This window comes from Sphaerisporangium album (assembly GCF_003323745.1).
In the GTDB taxonomy this organism is placed as follows: Bacteria; Actinomycetota; Actinomycetes; order Streptosporangiales; family Streptosporangiaceae; genus Sphaerisporangium; species Sphaerisporangium album.
This window is the reverse complement of sequence record NZ_QOIL01000010.1, coordinates 1-21028: the sequence shown is the minus strand read 5'-3', so window position 1 is coordinate 21028 and position 21028 is coordinate 1. Positions and strand designations below refer to the sequence as shown.

18 protein-coding genes and 2 rRNA genes are annotated in these 21028 nt (G+C 72.3%); 4 read left to right on the top strand and 16 right to left on the bottom strand.

Translation table 11 applies throughout. The annotated features are described in order from the left end of the window. Positions 1-35: 35 nt before the first annotated feature. From DQ384_RS18555 to DQ384_RS18510, 10 genes are all read right to left on the bottom strand, one after another. Positions 36-1022 carry a TerC family protein gene (locus DQ384_RS18555; protein WP_114030112.1) on the bottom strand — a complete coding sequence of 329 codons (987 nt, stop codon included), beginning with the start codon at positions 1020-1022 and terminating at the stop codon, positions 36-38. 409 nt (positions 1023-1431) lie between these two features. After that, positions 1432-2523, bottom strand: a complete 1092-nt coding sequence (locus DQ384_RS18550) for a glycosyltransferase family 4 protein (protein WP_114030111.1) — start codon at positions 2521-2523, stop codon at positions 1432-1434. Between the two features lie 17 nt (positions 2524-2540). Further along, the gene (gene murJ / locus DQ384_RS18545) at positions 2541-4424 is read right to left on the bottom strand and encodes a murein biosynthesis integral membrane protein MurJ (RefSeq protein ID WP_114030110.1); all 1884 of its coding nucleotides are present in this window, start codon (positions 4422-4424) and stop codon (positions 2541-2543) included. Next, a complete protein-coding gene (locus DQ384_RS18540) occupies positions 4421-5290 on the bottom strand; it encodes a hypothetical protein (RefSeq protein WP_114030109.1) in 870 nt (289 codons plus the stop codon). The genes murJ and DQ384_RS18540 overlap by 4 nt, the downstream gene beginning before the upstream one ends. A 63-nt stretch (positions 5291-5353) precedes the next feature. After that, on the bottom strand, positions 5354-6334 hold the full coding sequence (locus DQ384_RS18535; protein WP_181871281.1) for a copper transporter: 981 nt from the start codon (positions 6332-6334) through the stop codon (positions 5354-5356). Beyond that, the gene (steA, locus tag DQ384_RS18530; protein ID WP_114030107.1) at positions 6331-7527 is read right to left on the bottom strand and encodes a putative cytokinetic ring protein SteA; all 1197 of its coding nucleotides are present in this window, start codon (positions 7525-7527) and stop codon (positions 6331-6333) included. Before steA ends, DQ384_RS18535 begins: the two co-directional genes overlap by 4 nt. 166 nt (positions 7528-7693) lie before the next feature. Beyond that, on the bottom strand, positions 7694-9412 hold the full coding sequence (gene recN, locus DQ384_RS18525; RefSeq protein WP_245966588.1) for a DNA repair protein RecN: 1719 nt from the start codon (positions 9410-9412) through the stop codon (positions 7694-7696). Between the two features lie 223 nt (positions 9413-9635). After that, complete coding sequence (locus DQ384_RS18520; RefSeq protein ID WP_114030105.1) at positions 9636-10544, bottom strand: NAD kinase; 909 nt, start codon at positions 10542-10544, stop codon at positions 9636-9638. Between the two features lie 35 nt (positions 10545-10579). Then, the gene (locus DQ384_RS18515) at positions 10580-11398 is read right to left on the bottom strand and encodes a TlyA family RNA methyltransferase (RefSeq protein WP_114030104.1); all 819 of its coding nucleotides are present in this window, start codon (positions 11396-11398) and stop codon (positions 10580-10582) included. A 61-nt stretch (positions 11399-11459) separates the two neighbouring features. Next, on the bottom strand, positions 11460-11654 hold the full coding sequence (locus DQ384_RS18510; RefSeq protein ID WP_114030103.1) for a hypothetical protein: 195 nt from the start codon (positions 11652-11654) through the stop codon (positions 11460-11462). Between the two features lie 372 nt (positions 11655-12026). Between DQ384_RS18510 and DQ384_RS18505 the strand changes: the two genes are divergently transcribed. Then, a complete protein-coding gene (locus tag DQ384_RS18505; protein ID WP_114030102.1) occupies positions 12027-12374 on the top strand; it encodes an SCP2 sterol-binding domain-containing protein in 348 nt (115 codons plus the stop codon). 211 nt (positions 12375-12585) lie between these two features. Here the strand turns inward: DQ384_RS18505 and DQ384_RS18500 are convergent, their stop codons facing one another. Together DQ384_RS18500 and DQ384_RS18495 are read right to left on the bottom strand one after the other, a co-directional pair. After that, on the bottom strand, positions 12586-13581 hold the full coding sequence (locus DQ384_RS18500) for an HAD-IIA family hydrolase (protein ID WP_114030101.1): 996 nt from the start codon (positions 13579-13581) through the stop codon (positions 12586-12588). Positions 13582-13728: 147 nt separating this feature from the next. Continuing rightward, the gene (locus tag DQ384_RS18495) at positions 13729-14157 is read right to left on the bottom strand and encodes a tetratricopeptide repeat protein (protein WP_114030100.1); all 429 of its coding nucleotides are present in this window, start codon (positions 14155-14157) and stop codon (positions 13729-13731) included. Positions 14158-14272: 115 nt separating this feature from the next. Between DQ384_RS18495 and DQ384_RS18490 the strand changes: the two genes are divergently transcribed. Then, positions 14273-15535 (top strand): DUF1015 family protein, encoded by a 1263-nt coding sequence (locus DQ384_RS18490; RefSeq protein ID WP_245966587.1) that lies wholly within the window; start codon positions 14273-14275, stop codon positions 15533-15535. A 61-nt stretch (positions 15536-15596) separates the two neighbouring features. On the opposite strand, the gene DQ384_RS18485 is transcribed toward DQ384_RS18490, so the two are convergent. Further along, on the bottom strand, positions 15597-16031 hold the full coding sequence (locus DQ384_RS18485) for a single-stranded DNA-binding protein (RefSeq protein WP_181871280.1): 435 nt from the start codon (positions 16029-16031) through the stop codon (positions 15597-15599). A gap of 356 nt (positions 16032-16387) precedes the next feature. On the opposite strand from DQ384_RS18485, the gene DQ384_RS18480 reads away from it, so the two are divergent. Further along, a complete protein-coding gene (locus DQ384_RS18480; RefSeq protein WP_245966586.1) occupies positions 16388-17326 on the top strand; it encodes an MBL fold metallo-hydrolase in 939 nt (312 codons plus the stop codon). A gap of 148 nt (positions 17327-17474) precedes the next feature. Here the strand turns inward: DQ384_RS18480 and DQ384_RS18475 are convergent, their stop codons facing one another. After that, entirely contained in the window at positions 17475-18695 is a 1221-nt protein-coding gene (locus DQ384_RS18475; protein WP_114030097.1) for a tetratricopeptide repeat protein, read from the bottom strand. A gap of 327 nt (positions 18696-19022) precedes the next feature. Here DQ384_RS18475 and DQ384_RS18470 point away from each other — a divergent pair, with 327 nt between their 5' ends. After that, complete coding sequence (locus DQ384_RS18470; protein ID WP_114030096.1) at positions 19023-20267, top strand: hypothetical protein; 1245 nt, start codon at positions 19023-19025, stop codon at positions 20265-20267. 447 nt (positions 20268-20714) lie between these two features. On the opposite strand, the gene rrf is transcribed toward DQ384_RS18470, so the two are convergent. Next, positions 20715-20831, bottom strand: a 5S ribosomal RNA gene (gene rrf / locus DQ384_RS18465). 110 nt (positions 20832-20941) lie between these two features. Then, a 23S ribosomal RNA gene (locus DQ384_RS18460) occupies positions 20942-21028 on the bottom strand; the annotation flags it as partial.

Sequence of the window (21028 nt, the reverse complement as noted above, 5' to 3'; positions counted from 1 at the left end):
ATATGGGACAAGCAATCGGGTCATGCACCGTTTCGCTACCCTTGAGACACCTTCGCGGGTGCCGTCGACTCGCCGGACCGCTTCTTGTCCCGCCGGGCCTTGATCAGGCTTGCCACGGTGGTGACGACCATCGTGACGCCGATCACCGAGAGGGACACCGAGATCGGCACTTCGGGCGCCCAGGAGACGCCACTGGTGTGCAAAGCCTCCAGGATGAGCTTAACGCCGATGAAGCCCAGAATGAACGACAGACCGTAGCTGATGTACACCAACCGCTGGAGAAGACCGCCCAGCAGGAAGTAGAGCTGGCGCAGCCCCATCAGCGCGAACGCGTTGGCCGTGAAGACGATGAAGGCGTCCTTGGTGAGCCCGAAGATGGCCGGGATCGAGTCGAGCGCGAAGAGAAGGTCGGTGGTGCCGATGGCCACCATGACGATCAGCATGGGCGTCACCATGCGGCGGCCGTCGACCCGGGTGATGGCCTTGGATCCCACGAAGCCGTCGGTGGTCGGGAAGACACGGCGCACCCAGCGCAGGAGGAGGTTCTCCTTGAACTCCTCCTCGTCGTGGCCGCGCAGCAGGTTGACGGCCGTGTAGATGAGGAAGGCGCCGAACACGTAGAAAAGCCAGCTGAAGCGCTCGAGGGCCGCGGCGCCGATGAGGATGAAGAACCCTCGCATCACCAGGGCGAGCAGCACGCCGACCAGCAGCACCTTGTGCTGGTACATCCGGGGCACCGCGAAACGGCCCATGATGATGTAGAAGACGAACAGATTGTCCACGCTCAGGCTGTACTCGGTGATGTAGCCGGCGAAGAATTCGCCCGCCTTGTCCGCGCCTTCCACGACGAACAGGCCGATGCCGAACAACACCGCCAGGCCGACATAGAAGCCGACCCAGAAACCCGCCTGACGCAGGGAGAATTCCCGCGGCTCACCGCGGTCCACGATCCAGAGGTCGACGGCGAGTACCACCAGGAGCCCGCCGATGACGGCAGCCCACGCCCACACGGAAACGTCCAACACAAAACCTCCGGCCCGCGTCAAAGTGCCGGAGGTCTCTCCCGCCCGTGGCGCCGATGCCTCGGACCGGCAGCCCCGGGTTAGCCCATGGGGGCACACCGTGATGACGAGGCTGTCGCGAAGGGATACTCCCCCCCTCGCCGAGGAGTATAGGCGAGCACATAAGCCCTACCTAATCAGCCCATGAGCGCGCCGCGAGATCACAGACGCGGCGACCACGCCCGGACGGAGCCGGACAGCACGAAGGGCCGCTCCCGGCGCCGTGATGGCGCAGGTCACAGGCTCGCCCCCCGCGAACGCCCCCTTACGCCCGCCTTCGCGCCCCCAGGAGTCGAAAGAGATCCACGTCACATAATCAGTACTTCACCCGTAGTAAGTGAAGTCGCCGGAACCGCCCCGGCGGTCCCGCTCATGCCCGGCGGCCCCGCAGGGAGCCGTAGCTCTTCCGGACGGCGCGGACGGCGGCGTCCAGGTCGGGCAGTGGGCGCGCCGCCGCGGCGGCCGACAGCCGCGCGGCCAGTCCGGGGTCGGCGAGCAACTCCTCGACGGCCCGCCGCAGCGCCGCCGCGTCGCCGGACGGCACCAGCAGGGCGGCGTCCCCCACCATGCCGGGCACCCCGCCGACAGCGGTCGCGACGATCGGCCGTCCCGCCCGCAGGGCCTCCTGCACGTTGAGCGGCTGCCCCTCCCACCTGCTCGGCAGGACGAGTGCGTCGGCCGCCCCCAGCAGGTCGGCGACGTCGGCACGGTCGCCGAGCAACCGCACCGGCAGCCCTTCGGCGTCGATCCGCGCCTGGAGCGCCCGTCTCAGCGGCCCCTCCCCCGCGACGGCGAACAGCGGGACGGGGTCCGCGTACGGACCGCGGGCGGCGTCCAGCAGGGTCTCCAGCCCCTTCTGCTGGGCCAGGCGGGCGATGGTGAGCAGGATCGGGCGCTCCCCCGCGCCGAGCTCGGCGCGGACCTCGGCGGCCGTCCGGACCGGCGGGCCGAGGGCGGGAGCCGGGACGACGGCGGGCGCGACGCTCCGGGCCCCAAGGGCGGCCATGCGCTCCCCGAGGTCGGGCGAGACGACCAGGACCTCGTCGGCCTTTTTCGCGACGACGCGCTCCAGCACGCCATATATCGCGCCGGTCGCCCCCGAAGCGGTCAGCGCGTTGTGCAGCGTGACCACCAGCCCGGCGCGCCGCCCGGTCAGCGCGAGCGCCGCCAGGGCTCCGGCCCGCAGTCCGTGGGCGTGGACGACGTCCGCCCCCGCCGCCAGCGTCCGAAGCCGGCGGACGGCGCGCAGGTCGCTCGCGGGGCGCGGCCGGTCGGAGATCGGCACCTCGGCGAACCGGGCCAGGCCGGAGAAGCCGAACACCCGGTCGGTGCTCGCGGGCCCGGCCACGACCACTTGGTGACCCTCGGCGGTCAGCCCGGCGGCGAGCATGCGCACGTGCCGCCCGACCCCGCCCGCGCTCGTCCCGAGCACCAGCAGCACGTGCGGCGCCGCCTCAGCCATGCCCCCACCCCTGCCCGTCACCCATGCCCATCGCCCCTCTCACGCCCACGGCCATCGCCCGCTCGGCTGTCCGCGCCTCGCCGGACCACCCGCGACGACGAACCTTCACGCGTATCAGCGCCCGTCTCCGCGCCAGTCTCGCCGTTGGCGCCACCGCCCGCGGCCTCACCTGCTCGCACCGGCCCCGTGCCTCGCAGCGGCTCGCCCGCCACCTCCTCCGGGCCGGAGCCTGGGGGCGGCTCGTCCGGCGGCGTCGCCCGTGCGGGGCCGTCCCCGCGACCCCGGCCCCGCACGACCAGCGAGGCGAGGTCGCGCCGGTCGACCACTGCCGCGACCGCCAGGGCCACCGCCACCGCGACCCCACCGGCCAGCACGGCCACACCCACGTTCGCGACCGGCCCGTGGACGACCACGACCGCGGCGACCCGCTCACCGGCGAGGAAGCCCGCTCCCCCGCCCAGCACGGCGGCCAGCGCCGCGCGCGGGACACCGGCCAGCGCCCGGCCGCCCCGGGCGCGGGCGACGGCGGCGACCAGCAGAGCGCCCCCGGTCGTCATCCCGACCGCGCTCCCGAGGGCGAGCCCGCCGAGCTTCCACTCAGGGGGGAACGCCAGCGCGAACACCGTCTGGGCCACCATGACGACCACCCAGCCGGCCACCGTCCCCGCGGCGGCGGCCCTGCCCCCGCCGGACGCGTACAGCACGCGGCTGAGATGGGCGAGCAGCCCGTACCCGACCAGGCCGGGGGCGAACAGCGCGATGGCACCGGCCAGCTCGGCGGGGGCGACCTCGCCGCCCATTCCCTCCACGAACACCGAGGCCACCGGCGCCGCCACCGCCGCCAGCGCGCCCGCCGCGAGCCCCGACACCAGCAGCACGGCGCGCGTGGTGCGCGCGGACAGCGCGGCGAAGCCCTCAGGATCGCCGGCGCGCGCCGACAGGGCGGGGAACGCGCTGGTGGCGATGGGCACGGCCAGCACGGCGTACGGCACCTGGTAGATCGCCCAGGCGTAGTTGTAGCCGGGAAGCGCTCCGCCACCGACCTGGCGGTTCGCCAGCCACACCACCATCGCCATGGCTACCTGCTGCGCGACCAGGGCGCTGAGGCCGGCGAGGGCCAGGCGGCGCACCTGGGCCGCGACACCCTCGGGGAAGCGCAGCGTGGGCCGCAGCGGCAGGCCGAGCCGGGACGCCGGCCCGATCACGGTCACCACCAGGGCCAGGACGCCGAGGGTCGTGCCGGCGGACAGGGCCAGCTCGGCGGGCAGAGGCAGCTTGGACAGGTCGGTCCCGGCGTTCCCGGCCAGCGGCACGTACGCGAGGTAGGCGGCGATCACCACCAGGCTGGACACCAGCGGCGCCACGGCCGGGCCGACGAATCGGCGGTGGGCCTGGAGCACCCCGTACAGCACGACCGCCAGCCCGTACAGCGGGATCTGCGGCGCGAACACCACGAGCATGCGGGTGGCGACGGCCGTCAGAGCCGCCCCGTCGTCACAGCCGGGGACGTTTCCGGCGAAAAGCCCCATCACCGGTCCGGCGGCCAGCGCGGTGAGGAGGGCCAGGGGCACCAGGAGCAGCAGCACCCACGTCAGCAGGGCGGAGGCGATCCGCCCCGCCTCGGCGCGTGCCTCGGGCGTCCGCGCCGCGCCCTGGCCGCCGCCGGACGACGCGCCGGCGATCACCGGGACGACCATGCCGGCGAGCGCGCCGCCCACGACGATCTCGAAGACGATGTTCGGCACCTGGTTGGCCGTGAAGTACGCCGTGCTCAGGCAGTTGGTGCCGACGGTGCGGGCCAGGACGAGCTGCTTGCCGAAGCCGACCACGCGCGCCAGGATCGTGACGACCCCGATCACCACCGCGGCCGCCGCGACCCCCTGGCCCGCCCGTTTGATCATCTGGGACGGCGGCCCAGCATGTCGAGACGGTTCAGCACGGGGTTCCCGGCGATCACCTTCGTGAAGCTGACCTTCTCCGAGGCCGCGGTCAGCCCGGCCACCACGCCGAGCGCGGCCAGCCGCGCGGGGCGGCCGAGCGACGAGGCGGCGGCGACGCCGAGCAGCGCGCCGAGGGCGTTCGCGCCCGCGTCGCCGAGCATGGCGCGCTCGCCGAGGTCCTCGGGCAGCAGGGCGATGCCGGCGCCGAGCGGCACGGCGGCGAGCGCGGCGCCCGCCGTAGCGTCCTTGGCCAGCGACGCCGCCACCAGCGGGCCTCCGGCCAGCAGGCCCACCTTGATGGCGCGTCCGGGGCGCAGGTCGAACAGGTTGGCCAGGTTGGCGGCCCCGGCGATCAGCGCGCCGTCGATCAGCGTGTCGGCGAACCGCGCCGTCGCGCCGCCCTCGCCGGAACGCCGCAACAGGGAGGCGGCCGCCAGGCCCGCGGCGCCGATGCCTAGGATCTTCACCGCCCCGCTGGTCACCTCACCCCGGGCCAGCGCGGTCAGGTGCCCCCTGAAGCCCTTGGACGCGCCCGACCCGTGCAGGTCGTCGTAGGCGCCGAGACCCCCGGCGCCGACGCCGGCGAGGACGGCCGCGGCGCGGACCCGCCCGGGCAGGCCTGGGACCAGGGCCGCCGCGGCCCCCGCCCCCGCCACGAACGCCGGGCCTTCGAGCAGCGTGATCGGCTCGCCGCGGTGGTTGGTGCGCGTCCAGGTCTTCTCGTCGCCGATCGGGGGACGGCGGGTGAACGCGGCGTAGGCGGCGCGGGCGGCGACGGCGCCGAGGGCGGCGCCGGCCAGGGCACCGAGCCAGGAGCGATGGGCCACAGCGGATCCCTCTTCGTCAGGAGCATCCGGCGCGCGGGCCGGGCGCGTGGTCGTCAGGGCAGATCAGCCGCCCGCGCCCTCCGTGGAGGTGGGCGTGGGGGTCGGGGTGGCCGCGGGGGACGGGTCGGCCGCCACGGCGTCCGAACCCAGGCCGTACTGCCCGACGTCCCCGGCCACCTGCTCCCGCAGAGAGTAGACCACCGCGGCCCGGCCGAAGGCCATATCGGCGTTGTCGACGGTGGAGACCTTCGCGGAGGCGTCGCCGTCCGCGCGCACGGCGGCGACGACGCCGGCGGCCGTGGACACCGGGACCACCCCGGCCACGACGGCGCCCTCGCTCGCCTGGTCCAACGCGGTGGCCAGGGCGACGACGGCGGCGGTCTGCGCTTCGGCGTCCTTGCCCTCGTACGGGGCGGCGGGGGCCATGACCAGCGCGAGGGTGGCCCGCTTGCCCGGTTCGCCCTCCAGCGCGACCATGCCGTCGCTCTCCAAGCCGTCGAGCACGCCCGCGGACGAGGGGTCGTCCTTGCCCGCCAGCGCCTTGTCGGCCGTCACGACGGCGCCGGCCAGCAGCGCCGCCGCCTTGTCGTAGAGCGTGGCGTCGGCGGAGAGCGTCAGCGGGGTGGGCCTGGCCGTGGCGAGCCGGTCGACGGCGGCGGCCTGGTCGGCGCTGAGGTACTTCTCGGTGAGCGTGACCCGGCCGCTGACCACGGCGCCGGCCTCGGTGAGCACCTGCTGGAACGGCTCACGCAGCTTGGAGTCGGCGCCCGGGGCCTCGACGATCACGACGCGCTCGCCGGTGAGCGTGCCCTGCACCAGCTGGGGCAGCCGCTCGGCGATGAAGGCGTCGCTGGCGCCGCCGCGCGTCTGCGCGTGGGCGATCTGGTCGTACAGCTCGGCGTTGGTGCCGCGAAGCTGCGCGGTGACCTTCTCCGTCGAGGCGACCAGCGGCGCGTTCAGCACGGTGCTGCCGAGCACGATGCCGATGGCGAGCGCGAGGAAGATCGCGACGATGGAGACGATGTGGTAACGGAAATCGATCACGAGAAGAGCCCGACCAACCAGAAGACGAAACCGTTCCAGGCGTCACGAAGCCCGTTCAGCCAGACCTTGCCCATCGGAGAGAACCACAGCACCACGCTCATGGTGACGACGGCTGTGGCCACCAGCAGCAGGAGCGAGCCGATCGAGATGCGGCTGCGGTAGAGCCTGCTGACGCCCTTCGCCTCCACCAGCTTGCCGCCGACGCGCAGCCGGGTGAGGAAGGTGCTGGCCATGCCGGACCGGCCCTTGTCCAGGAACTCGATCAGCGTCCCGTGCGTGCCGACCGCCACGATCAGGCTGGCGCCCTTGTCGTCGGCGAGGAGCATCGCGATGTCCTCGCTCGTGCCGGTCGCGGGGAAGATGACGGCCTGCTGGCCGAGCTGCTGCACCCGTTCCAGGCCCGGCGCGCGCCCGTCGCGGTAGGCGTGCACGACCAGCTCGGCGCCGCAGCACAGCGCGCGCTCGGACACCGAGTCGAAGTCGCCCACGATGAGGTCGGGCAGGTAACCGGCCTCGATCAGGGCGTCGGCCCCGCCGTCCACGCCGATCAGGATGGGGCGGTACTCGCGGATGTAGGGGCGGAGGGTGGCGATGTCCTCCTTGTAGTGGTACCCGCGCACCACGACCAGGACGTGCCGCCCCTCCATGGTGGTGCGGATGTCGGGCACGCCCACGCCGTCGATCAGAAGGTCCCGCTCGCGGCGGATGTACTCCATGGTGTTCATGGCGAAGTCTTCGATCTGGATCGACAGGCCCGCCCGCGCCTCGGTCATCGCCGCGCCGACGCTCTCGGCGGTGGCCGGCTCGCCCTTGCCGACGAGCTCGTCCTCCAGGTAGACCTCGCCGTCGTGGACGCGCACGACGTCGCCGTCGCGCACGCGGTCGAACAGGTCGGGCGTGGCGTTGTCGATCAGCGTGACCCCGGCGTTGAGCAGGATCTGCGGCCCGAGGTTCGGATAGCGCCCGCTGATGCTGGCCGCGACGTTCACCACGACCGAAACACCGCACGCGACAAGAGCCTCCGCGCTCACCCGGTCAACGTCGACGTGATCGATAATCGCGATCTCCCCGGGCCGCAGACGCTTGGTCAGTGTCTTGGTCCGCCGATCGATCCTCGCCACTGCCGTCACCCCGGGAAGGTCTGACGCCTTCCTGCGGCGGAGGCCCTGAACCCTCAAGGTCGGCACCTTCATCACGGACCATCCTGCCAGAGCTTGAGACCAAGATGGGCTCGCTTCGTGGCGTGTCAGATTTGTCACTGCCCCCGGACCGCGGACCTCCGCCCTGCGATCACTCGATCCCCCTGCCCGCGGTGAGTCACTGCATACCCGGCGAAACGGGCGGGTCCGGCGGTCCTGGTCAGTCCGCCGCCTTGTCCGCGGCGGCGATCGACAGCAGTTCCTCGGCATGCGCGCGGCCCAGCTCGGAGTCCTCCAGACCGGCCAGCATGCGCGACAGCTCGCGGGCGCGGGACTCGTGGTCCAGCGCCGTCACGCCACTGCGCACGACGCTGCCGTCCCGCGCCTTCTCGACCACCAGATGCTGGTCGGCGAACGCCGCCACCTGCGGAAGGTGGGTCACCACGATGACCTGCGCCGTACGGGCCAGGCGGGCCAGGCGGCGGCCGATCTCGACGGCCGCCTTGCCGCCCACCCCGGCGTCGACCTCGTCGAACACGAAGGTCGGCACAGGATCGGCACCGGCGAACACGACCTCGATGGCCAGCATCACCCGGCTGAGCTCGCCGCCGGAGGCGCCCTTGTTGAGCGGCAGCGCCGGAGCCCCCGGATGGGACATCATGCGCAGCTCGATGTCGTCGGCGCCCTCGGTGCCGAACTGACCGCTCGGCGAGACCACCACGACCACCCGCGCGTGCGGCATCGCCAGCGCGGCAAGCTCCGCGGTGACCGCCGCGCCGAAGCGCTCGGCCGCCGAGGTGCGGATGCGGGTGAGATCGCCCGCCAGCTCGGTCAGACGGGCCGTCAGCTCCTCGCGCTCGCGGGTGAGCTCGGCGATGCGGTCGTCGTCGCCCTCCAGTTCGGAGACCCGGGCGGCGGCGTTCGCCGCCCACGCCAGGACGGCCGCGGTGTCCTCGCCGTACTTCCTGAGCAGGCCGGTCACCAGCGCCCGGCGCTCCTGCACGGCCGCCAGCCTGGCCGGGTCGGAGTCGACCGACTCGGCGTAGGCGGCGAGCTCGGTGGCGACGTCCGAGACCAGGTAGCCGGCCTCGGCCAGGCGGTCGCCGATGCCCGCCAGCGCCGTGTCGAAGCCGCGCACGGCGTCCACCACCGAGCGAGCGTGCCCGAGCAGCGAGATGGCGTCCTGCGCGCCCTGGGCGCTCGCCATGGGGTCGCCGAGCAGGGCGGTGTGGGCGCTCACCGCCGCGCTCTTCAGCGAGTCGGCGTGGGCCAGCCGCTCTTCCTCCTGCTTGAGCTCGACCTCCTCGCCCGGCTTGGGGTCGACCTTCTCGATCTCCTCCAGGCCGAAGCGCAGGCGGTCGGCCTCCTGCTCGCGCTCGCGGGCGCGGGTGGTCAGCTCGTCGAGCACGTCGCTGACCTCTTTGTGCCTCCGGTACGCCTGGGTGTAGGCGCGCAGCGGCTTGACCAGCTCCTCGCCCGCGTAGCGGTCCAGGGCGGCGCGCTGGCGGCCCGGCTGGAGCAGCCGCTGCTGGTCCATCTGGCCGTGCACGGCGACCAGGTCCTCGGCTAGGTAGGTCAGCGTGCCGACCGGCACCGAGCGCCCGCCCAGCCACGCCCGCGAACGGCCCTCGGTCGAGACCGTGCGCGAGATGATCAGCTCGCCGTCCTCGACCGTGCCGCCGAGATCCTCGACCTGCTGGGCCACCCGGCCGCCGGACTCGACGACCAGCGTGCCCTCCACCGACGCGCGGTCGGCGCCCGGCCGGACGCGCGCGGGGTCGGCCCTGCCTCCGAACAGCAGGCCGAGCCCGGTCACGACCATCGTCTTTCCCGCGCCGGTCTCGCCCGTGACGACGGTCAGACCCGATGAGAGCTTGAGGACAGCCTCATCGATCACGCCGAGCCCTTTGATCCGGACCTCATCGACCCGTGGCCGCACTGGGTCCCTCCCGCCGTATCGCCGCGCCGCCTCCCGACCGGGCACCTCGCCGGACCGTGTGGGGCATGGCTCGGTCACCTCTCCGTGCGGAGCCGATCCTACGCGGAAATCGCCAAGGTTTTCGATGACTACCCCCGCACATGGGCGCGACCAGGGCGTAAACCCCATGCGGACCGGGAGCCGGGCGGCGGGCGTCCTGGAGTGTCGCGGACCGTGCGGGGCACTACGGGCGGACGCGGCCCCGCCAGCCCTGCACGGGGAGATCGAACTTGGCCACGAGCCTGTCGGTGAACGGGGCCCCCGTGGTGTCGACGTCGTGCAGCCGCGCCAGCCGCACGGGCAGGTCGGCCCGGCGCACCTCGACCCGCACACCCGGCGGCAGGTCGAACCGGCGGCGGCCGTCGCACCACAGCACCGCGCCCGTCGTCCCGGGAAGGATCTCCAGCGCGATGGCCGAGCGCGGCGAGACCACCAGCGGGCGGGCGAACAGCGCGTGGGCGCTGTTGGGCACCAGCAGCAGGGCCTCGACCTCCGGCCAGACCACCGGGCCGCCGGCCGAGAAGGCATAGGCCGTCGAACCCGTGGGAGTGGCGCAGATCACCCCGTCACAACCCCAGCGCGACAGCGGGTGGCCGTCGATCTCGGCCACGACCTCCAGCATGCGGTCGCGCTTCTCGACGCTCGCCTCGTTCAGCGCCCACGTCGAGGCCAGCACCTCACCGTTGGCCCGGACGTTCACCTCGACCGTCATCCGCTCCTCGACGGTGTAGCGGCGCGCCACGACGCGGTCCACCGCCTCCGACAGGTCGGCCATCTCGGCCTCGGCCAGGAACCCCACGTGCCCGAGGTTCACCCCCAGCAGCGGCGTACCGGCCGGACGGGCCAGCTCGGCGGCCCGCAGCAGGGTTCCGTCCCCGCCGAGCACCATCAGCACCTCGGCGTCCTCGGCCGCCGTGGGGCGCGCGGGCACGACGTCCACCCCGGGGGCGGCGATCTCCTCGGCCTCCGGCTCCATCACGCGGACCGTGAAGCCCGCCTCCAGGAAACGCTCGATCACCCGCCGCGCGCTCTCGACCGCCGGCTCGCGCCCGGTGTGGGCCGTGATCAGCACCGTACGCTTGACGGCATCCATGCTCTACTCCGCTCGTCCGGCGGGCACTCCGCGCACTACTGGGGACCTTCCGCGACGGCGCGGCCGATCTCGGCGTCGAGATCGGCCACCGGCGCGGGCCCGGGACCTCTCCCGAGCCAGATGAGGTACTCGACGTTGCCCGAGGGACCGGGCAGCGGGCTGGCCGTCACGCCGCGCACCTCAAGGGACAGCGCGGACGCCGCCGCCGCGACGTCGCGCACGGCGCCCGCCCGCAGCGCCGGATCCCGCACGACGCCGCCCGCCCCCACACGTTCTTTGCCCACCTCGAACTGCGGCTTCACCAGCATGACGAAGTCGGCCTCGCGGGCCGCGCAGGCGGCCAGGGCGGGCAGCACCAGGCGCAGCGAGATGAACGAGAGATCCCCGACGACCAGGGACGGCGGCTCGCCCACCATCTCGGGCGTGAGATCGCGGACGTTGACCCGCTCCATCACCGTGACGCGGTCGTCCGTGCGCAGCGACCATGCGAGCTGACCGTACCCGACGTCCACCGCCAGGACGTGCGCCACGCCCGCGCGGAGCAGCACGTCGGTGAAGCCGCCGGTCGAGGCGCCCGCGTCCAGGCAACGGCGACCCGCCACTGCCAGGCCCGCGGGGCCGAACGCCTCCAGGGCGCCGAGCAGCTTGTGGGCACCCCGTGAGACGTAGTCGGGGCCCTGCGCGGCCTCGGCCACCACGATCGCCGAGGCGGTGTCGACCTGGGTGGCGGGCTTGGCCGCCGTACGGCCGCCCACGGTCACCCGGCCCCCGGTGATCAGATCGGCGGCGTGCTCGCGGGAACGGGCCAGGCCGCGGCGTACGAGCTCGCTGTCCAGCCGGATACGACGGCTCACCGCGCCCGCCCGCGCCGCCGGGCTGCCGTCTCGTACGTCACGGCGGCCGGCGCCGCCCCTCTCACCGAGGTCCGTTCCCGGGCACGGCGGACGTCTCGTCCACCGAGGCGAGGATCGCCTCCAGCTCCCCGAGCACTTCCTCGAACACCGCGACGTGCTCCCCCACGGGAAGGTCGCCGAGGGCGCCCAGCCTGGTCAGAGCGGCCGAGACCCGCGCCTCGCCGCTCTCCGTCCGGGTCTCGCCGCTCTCCGTCATCCGTCTTTCCACCCACCCGCATCATCGTCCCACCGCCCGCCCCCGCGCCCGGCCGCCGTCCTCGCGGCCACCCCGGGCGCCGCGCCCGCGTCCGCTCGCGCCCACCACGGGCAAATCCACTGCCGGACACCTTCCATTCGCGGTGTCGCTCTTGGTCGCGGCGCGGATTCCGGTCATGATGGTGTGCTCAACGCGCAGGCGGACGACCGCCTGTGTCACGGCCGTCAGACCCTGACCGTATCGGAAGCCACGACTCGTGCGATGCACTTCTCTTCCCAGGCCGCTCCAGGGCGCCGAATTTCGCGTAGTACTCAAGTGAAACGCTACCTTCCGTAGGTCAGGAGCTTCGGCGCATGAGAAGGGGTAGGACGCATGGCGACCGTCGATGAGTGCCGGGCGGCGCTGGACAAGCTCACCGAGCAGTTCGGCGAGCTGGACGACGAGACCCGTACCAAGCACGTGGTCGACAGGAGTCTGAGCTGCCGCATCACCGACCTGGACGTGACCTTCTACGGCAGGATCCACCAGGACGGGCTCGAACCGTTCACCGACGTGCCCCCGCCCGACGGGCGGCCCGCCGAGGTACGCATCCGCATCTCCAGCGACGACCTGCTCTCGCTGGTGAACGGCGAGCTGGACATGGGGCGTGCCCTGTTCGGGGGACGCGTGAAGATCGACGCCAGCCTCGGCGACCTCCTCCGCCTCCGAAAGCTGCTCTGAACCACGCTCGGCCCCCGAGAAGGCGGACGCCCCGGACGGGGCGAGAAGCTGAGGCTTCGACGATCGATATCAAGCCCGGGGACAGCGCGGCTCAGGGCCTCCGTCACCTGGCCTTCAGTCGCTCAGACGATCGCCCCTCAGGCCCGCCGGAGACTCAGGACCTCGGCGACCCCGGGCTCAGGGCTCAAACGGTCGATCCACAAGTCCCGGACTAGAGGCTCAGGACCTCGGCGACCTGTTTGAGGCCGTCCTCGTCCGCGGGCCCGCCGGTCGCGCGCGCCCAGGCGGCGGCGCACGCCGCGCGGAGGCCGTCCACCGGATCACCCGCGCCCGTCAGCCTCAGGCGATCTCCCTCCCAGCGGGCGGCCCAGCCCGCGCGGGTCCACGCGTCCCCCTCCTGAGTGACCGGCGCGGGCGGCAGATGGAGGGCGGACAGGTCGGCCGCGATGTGCGTGGGACGGTGCTCGGGCGGCGCCGTCAGCAGATCCATCGGGCCCGTGACGCCGGTCAGCACCAGCAGGCTGTCGGCACCCGCGCGCGTGGCGGCCTCGATGTCGGTGTCCAAGCGGTCGCCCACGATCAGCGGGCGCTTCGCGCCGGTGCGCAGCATCGACTCCCGGTGCAGGGGAGGCTCGGGTTTGCCCGCCACCACCGGCTCGACGCCGGTCGCGGTGGCGATCACACGGGTCATCGCCCCGTTGCCCGGCAGCACCCCGCGGTTGGTGGGCATGGTCGTGTCCGCGTTGGCCGCGACGAACCACGCGCCCTGTCGTACGGCCAGCGTGCCCTCGCAGAGGAGGGCGTAGGACAGGTCGGGCGAGATGCCCTGGACCACCGCCACGGGCTCGTCCGCGGCCGTCGTCACCGGGCGAAGGCCGCGCGCCCCCACGGCCGAGCGCAGGCCCATGCCCCCGACCACGAGCACGGCCGCGCCGGCGGGCACCCGCTCCGCGATCAACCGCGCGGCCGCCTGCGCCGAGGTCACCACGTCGTCCGGAGTGGCGGGCGCCCCCAGGTGGACCAGGTGCTCGGCTATGGCGGCGGGGGTGCGCGAGGCGTTGTTGGTGACGTAAGCCAGCCGCACACCGGCGTCACGCGCCCGGACAAGCGCCTCCGGAGCCCCCGGCACGGCCTGCCGCCCCAGGTACACGACCCCGTCGAGATCGAGCAACAGGGTGTCGTAAATGTCGATCAAAGCGGAGTCCATGCCCCTACTATTTCCGATCCAAGAACCCCGACAGCCCACCCCCCCACCCAATCGCTCCCCCGCCCACAGCCCGCCTGCACGAAAGGCCGCTGCCGGAGGGGATCGAGGACGGGAGGGTAGTCCTGGTGCGCGGGGGGGCGGCGCGGGTCAGGTTTCTCTTGCTCGCAGGGTCGCCCGGACCTGCTTGAGGGCCTGCACGTAGTCGCGGGAATCCGGGCGCATCGCGACCGCGATGGCCAGGGGTTCCTGGGCCGCCTCCATGTCGCCGGTACGCCACAGTGCCATGCCCAGGCCGAAGTACGCGTAGTCCTCGGTGGGGTTGGCCGAGACGATCCAGCGGAAACTGTCGGCGGCGTCCTCGTAGCGCCGCGAATTGAATTGCGCCCGGGCGAGCGCCTCCCTGATGCTGCGGGAATCGGGCTCGGCGTCGGCCGCCCGGGCGAGGATGGCCGCCGCCGCGGCCGGGCTGCCGTCCTTCAACAGCTTTACTCCGCGCTGAAACCACTCGTAGACATCACCCGCAGGAGCACTCGGCTCGTAGTCGGGGGACTCAGGCTGGCCTCGTCCCTGCGTCATTTCCTCGAAACCTCCTTCGGGCGACCTGTGATTCCGGCTTTCCGACGAGCCGGTCAGCGCAACGATGTCGGGGCTGTCTCTGAGTGACCGACGGCCTTATGGCACCATGCCCGGTATGGCGATTCCTGAACTGCCGTCACCGGACGGACTGGTACTACGCCCTTTTCGCGGCGTGCGATTCGCCGTCGACGATTTGGCCGCAGTCACCTCCCCACCGTACGACCTCATCGCGCGGGAAGACGTGCAGCCCCTTCTTGACGTCCACTCCAACAATGTGGTGCGGCTGATCCTTCCCGGCGCCGACCAGCATCGTTATGGCGAGGCGCGCGACACCCTGCGTGCCTGGCTGGACTCCGGCGTCCTCGTCGCGGACGACCTCCCCGCCATCTACGTGTACGAACAGAGCGCCCCCGGTCTCGTGATGCGGGGCCTCATCGGCGGCCTCGCCCTCTCGGCCCCGGAGGACGGCATCGTGCTGCCGCACGAGGACGTCATGCCCGGCACGGTCGCGGACCGGCTCGCGCTCATGCGGACCACCGAGAGCAACCTCGAACCGATCTTCCTCCTCTACGACGGCAAGGGCGCCCTCGCGCCGCTCGTCGACGACGTGGCCTCGACCCGGCCACCTCTGGTCGACGTCCGTACGGACGACGGCGTCGTCCATCGCCTGTGGGCTCTGACCGAGCCGGACGAACTGGGCACCGTGGCGACCGGGTTGCACGGCCACCAGGCCCTGATCGCCGACGGACACCATCGATACGCGACATATCTGGCGCTCCAGCGCGAGTACCACGCCGAAGGGCGCGGCCCCGGCCCCTGGGACTACGGCCTGGCCCTCCTGGTCGACTCGACGGCCTACCCTCCGCACCTCAAGGCCATCCATCGCGTCATCCCCGGGCTTCCCCTGGCCAAGGCGGCGGCGCGTGCCAAGGGTGCCTGGCAGGTGCACGAGCACGCCCACCTGGAGGACGCCCTCGCCGCGCTCACCGCGGCCGAGGGGCCGGCCTTCGTCCTGGCGGGGCACGGCCCGAGCCATCTGCTCACCGACCCGGACCCCGTCCAGGTCGACCACGCGATGCCCGGGTCACGGACGGCGCGATGGAAGTCGCTCACCACCTCGATCTTGTCGGAGTTCCTCCTGCCGAAGGTCTGGGGACTGCACGACGACGAGCGCACCGTCCGAATCGTCCACCACGACCCCCTGCTCGCCGTCCGGATGGCCCGCAAGGAGTCGGGCACCGCGGTGATCGTGCCCCCCCTCTCCGTGGAGGACGTGTACGCCATCGCGGCGGGAGGCGAACGGGTGCCGCGCAAGTCGACGTCGTTCGGCCCCAAGCCACGCACCGGGTTGATCCTGCGAACCTTCGCGACCGGCTGACAGGCCGGCCCGGCGTCCGGCCGGCACGCTTTCCGCACTCCCATGAGGCCACGGACTTCCTTTACAGCGGAGCCGTGGCGGCATGGGAGGGGACGGCCTGCGACGTGAGATCCCCAAGGCTGTCGTCGCCCGGCGGCCCGGGCGGGCCGGCCGCGTGGGAACGCCGTGCCGGCTCCAGCCTTCCGGCTCGGTGCACCTCGACCTCGTAGGTGCTCGACCCGCCACCGGGCATCCTCCAGAATCGGTGGTGGAGGGCTCCCTCTACCGCGACCACGTCGTCCACGCTCCACTCCGTCACGACGGCCGCCACCTCGGATCCGAAGGCGACGCAGGCGATGCCGTCGGACTTCTTGTTGCTCGGATGACCGCGCGGCCGCCGGACGGCGAGGCCCCAGCTCGTCACCCGGTCCCCGCTGGGCAGCTCCTTGCAGATGGGCGCCCTGGACACGCGCCCGACCAGCGTGACCTCGTTGCGGTGCGCCACATTCTCTTCCATCGGATCCCCCTTGCGTCGGATTCCTCGATCGGGGCCCATTCTTGGGGCTCGGGACGGCCGGACGAGGGCCGAGCGTCATTCTGTGGAAAACTCCGACGGCGCACCGGCGCGGCTCCGGGGCCGGCCAGCACGAAGGGACGACGACGAGACGGAACCGCGTGCGGATCCGGGCAACGCCATTACGGATATATGCCGATCGGCTCCCCGGGTATGACGGGATGGGCGGCAACGAGAACGTCCGCCATTTCGCCCGAACGCCGAACAAACGGGCGAACCGGCACCGCATCGCATGCCGGACGTGCCCTACGCTCGTCAGCGAACCCGCACGAACCCGCCGGCCTGCAAGGGAGTGACCTGTGGACAACGTGACACCGCTCGGCGGTGACGTCTACGAGATCGACACGCGGATGGCGGGATACGCCGGGATCACGGCCGGCTACCTGATCCTCGGCGACCGTCCCTGCCTGGTCGAGACGGGAACCTCCACGTCGGCGCCTGTGGTCCGCGACGCCCTGACATCTCTTGGCGTGGGCCCGGACGATCTCGCCTCGGTCGTGGTCACCCACATCCACCTGGACCACGCCGGAGGGGTCGGCGACATCGCCGGTTACTACCCGTCCGCCGAGATCGTGGTCCACGAGAAGGGCGCGCGGCACCTGGCGGACCCGTCGCGTCTCATGGCCAGCGCCCGTATGGTGTGGGGCGACCAGTTGGACAGTCTCTTCGGCTCACTCGCCCCGACCGACGCCGCACGCATCAGGACCCTCGGCGACACCGGCTCGGTCGACCTCGGCGGCGGCCGCGTACTGGCGGGTCACTACTCCCCCGGTCACGCCAAGCACCACGTGGGCCTGCTCGACTCGGCCACCGGAGACCTGTACGTCGGCGACGCGGCCGGCGTCTACCTTCCCGAGACCGGCGACCTGCGCCCCGCCACCCCGCCGCCCGATTTCGACCTCGAGACCGCGCTCCGGTCCGTCGCGCTGTTCGGCGATCTGCGCCCCCAGAGGCTGCTGTTCAGCCACTACGGGCCGGTCGCCGACGTCGCCGCGACACTGGAGCGGTCGGCCGAGGAACTGCGCGTATGGGTGGATCTCACCAAGCAGGCGCACGCGGCGGGCATGGACCTCGACCACGCGGTCGCGATGGTCCGGGACAAGACGCGCGAGCGTTACGCCGCGCTGGCCTTCGAGGACGCGGAGACGGCGGAGCGTTTCGAGCTGCTCAGCGGCGCGCCCTCGAACGTGGCAGGCATCATGCACTGGCTCGATCTCGCCAAGCCCGAGTCCATCTGAGCCCCTCCGGGCCGGTCACGGCTAAACGCCGAGGCCGGGCTCGAATTTCCATGAGCATGCATAGGAACGATGCGGTGTGGGAACGATGTGTGGCGGGCGCCGCGCGCCTTCACGCTAGGCGGCGCCCACCAACCTCCCTCTGGCGCGCCTAGGGCTTGCGCTTGTCAGACTTGTCCGGCTTATCCATGGGCTCGTCATCGTCATCGAGGTCGTCGCCCGAGTCCCCGGCGTTCACGTCACCGAAGTCGGGCTCGATGAACGCCGGAGCCATTCCCGGCTCCAGTCGCACGCGCCCGCCGCCGGGCCCAAGGATGTCGCCCTCGATGTCGTCGCCCTCGTCGTCGACGCCCTCCGTGACAGCGGCGTCCTTGGACGAGGCGCCCGTGGCCCCGGCCACCGGCTTCTCCCCGGTCGCACCGCGCTCCGCCGAGTCCGCGACCGCAACCGCCGGCTCATCGGCACCCACCACCGGCGTGACGTCAGGCCTCTGCGTCACCGCAGGGGTGAGGTCCGGGTTCTCCTCGATGTCCTCGTCGTCGTCATCCTCGTCGGCGTCGTCGACCAGGACCGCCTCGGCGGCCAGGACGTCGCCATCCTCATCGTCATCGGCGTCGTCATCGGTGTCGAGGGCGTCCAGGTCCCCAGCCTCGTCATCGACATCGTGTTCCGCGTCGTCGAAGTCCTCGAACGACTCGTCGTCCTCAAGCTCCTCGACGTCTTCGATCACCGCGCCGGTCAGCTCCGCGTAACGCTCGGCGGCCTCAGTCTCGCCGTCCTCGTCGAACGCCATCGCGCGCTCGAACCAGTCGGTCGCGGCCTCCAGGTGGCCCGCCTGCGCGAGCGCGTCCGCGTAGGCGAAGGTCAGGCGCGCGGACCACGGGCGAGGCTCCGGGACGCGCAGCTCCGGCAGGCGCTGCAGCGTGATCACGGCGGCGTCGTGCTGCCCGAGGTCACGGCGGGCTCCCGACTCGACGATCGCCAGCTCGATGCGCCCGGCCCGGTCGAGACGTTCGGCTTCGGGGGACCGGACCAGGTCGAGGGCACGCTCCGGGCGGCCGAGGCCGCGCTCGCAGTCGGCCATGATGGGCAGGAACTCGTCCGACCCGGTCAGCCGGCGTGCCGCGCGCAGGTCACTGAGGGCCTCCGCGTACTGGCCCGCGCGGTATGCCGCCAGCCCGACCGCCTCGCGCACGACCCCGATACGGGCGGCGAACCTGCGCGCGACCTTCGCGTGCTCGTAGGCCAGCTCCGGATCATCGTCACCCAAGGCACGCTCCGCGGCGACCAGGTGGCTCGCGATCTTGTCCGCCAGGTCGTTCGGGAGCGCGCGCAGCTCGTCGCGGATCTCCTTGTCCAGCTCGTCCGGCATGATGTCGGCCGCGAGCTCCGGAATGGGGACGTGCTCCTCCCGCGCGGGCCGTGCGGTCTCACGCTCGAAGGGCCGGCCGCCACGCTCACGGCCGTACCGGGCACGGGTGCCGCTCTCGGACTGCGCGGGCCCGCCACGGAACTCACCGGAGCCCCGCTCATCCCTGTCGCGGTACCCCGACGACCGCCCGCGATCCCCCTCGAACGTCCGCCCGCCCCGTGGGCCGCGATCGTCCCGGGCCTCACGGCCTTCCCTGCTGAAGGGACGCGGCCCCGCGCCACGCCGGTCGTCCCGCTCGAACGGACGCCCACCGCGATCGTCCCGGCCATGCGGGCGGTCCTCGCGCCGGTATGGAGGACGCTCGCCGAAGCCGCCTCGGTCGCCCCGATCCGGCCGGCCTTCGCGCGTGTCACGGTTCTCGCGGTTGAAGGGGGGACGCGAATCCCCGCCCCTGCGGTCGTCGCGCTCGAAGGAGCGCCCACCTCGTCCCGGACGGTCATCACGGTCGAACGAACGAGGCGCGCGGTCGCCACGGCCGGAGAAGCGGTCTCCTCCACCCCCCTGGGGCCCGCGGTCGAACGAACGGCCGCCCTCCCGGCCGTACCGGTCGTCCCTGTTCGACGGGCGGCCACCACCGGCGGGACCGCGGTCGTCACGGCCGTAGCGGCGCTCGCCCGAAGCGCCGCGGTCATCGCGGTACGGCGGCCGGCCTTCCCGGTCGCCGCGCTCGTCGCGGTTGTACGGACGCCGCCCCTCGCTCTCACCGCGTCCCTCACGGCTGAACGGGCGCGGACCCGGCCCGCCTCTCCGATCGTCCCTCTGGAAGGGCCTGCCGCCACGGTCACCACGGTCGCCGGGCTGGGAGGGACGAGCGCCGCGATCATCCGACCGGTAGGAACCACCACGGTCGTCCGAGCGGTACGGCCGCCCGCCGCGGTCGTCACGCTGGGGCCGCCCATAGCCGCCACCCTGGCGGCCTTCACGCCGGTCCCCGTAACGCGACTCCGGACGCCCTCCCTCACGAGACTCCGGACGCCCTCCCTCACGATAGGGACGGTCGTCCCGCGAGCCGTACGAACCACGGCTTGGGCCGCGATCACGGTCATCTCGGTTGTAGGAACGCTCGCCGCCGTAACCGCCCCGCTCGCCGCGGTCGGAGGGGCGGCTGTCACGATCAGAGAAACGGCCGGGACGGTCCCCGCGGTCGGGACGGTCCCCGCGATTGTCCCGGTCGAACCCGCGGCCGCCCGCCGGGCCGCCGCGCCCTTCACGATCGAACGGCCGGTCGCCGCCGCCCTCGCGCTGGAACGGACGAGCGCCCCGAGAGTCACGATCGCGGGACCCGTAGGAGCCGGCGGGACGGCCTTCACGACGCTCGCCATAGCGTGGACGGTCCCCCGGACGTCCTTCCCGGGACGCACCTCCGCGGTCACGCTCCGCCGGGCGGTCGTCCCTGCTTCGCGCGGGGCGGTCGCCGCGGAACCCGCCAGAGCGCTCGCCCGAGCGGTAACCGCCTTCGTCGGGACGGCCCGAGTCCTCACGTCCGTTGTCTCTGTTCACTTCTGTCCTTAGTTATTCGCTGACCACTTGCGTTGTGATCGCGTTCCTTCATCGCGCCGACCGTGTGCGGAGGGGACGATCCGTCCGGCCGCGAGCCACAGGCCCGTTCGCGCTCTGTCGCTGCTCGCCCTCGGCGTCTTACGCGACGATGGCCACCCGCCGTGGGGTGGCCAGCACCTCCAGCCTAGCAAGCCACCCAAGCCCACCGGTCCGCGCAGCAAAGTTCTCCCTACGCGCTTGTCCCTCTCTGCCACCCTGCGCCCGTCCCCGAACTTCGGTCTGCCCCTGAAACGCCCATGGCACACAAAAAGGCCGGGTTTCTCCAGGGCCCGCGGCCACTGCCGAGAACCCGGCCTACAGCTCAATACACGAAGCAAGACACAGGTATATGAGAAGACGCCAGAAACGCAGGAAGGCCACCCGGCAGCCCGGGTGGCCTTCCTGCGTTAAACAAAGATTGTCCGGCGGTGTCCTACTCTCCCACACCGTCCCCGGTGCAGTACCATCGGCGCTGGAAAGCTTAACTTCCGGGTTCGGAATGTAACCGGGTGTTTCCCTTCCGCTAAAACCGCCGTAACCCCGCGAAACACACAAACCAAGCACACACAACACCACGCCAGACGTGGAATGGTGCGGGTCTCAGGTCTGCTGTCTCTGAGATCACACAGTGGACGCGAGCATGCTCTGTGGTCAAGTCCTCGGCCTATTAGTACCGGTCAGCTCCACACCTTACGATGCTTCCACACCCGGCCTATCAACCCAGTCATCACCTG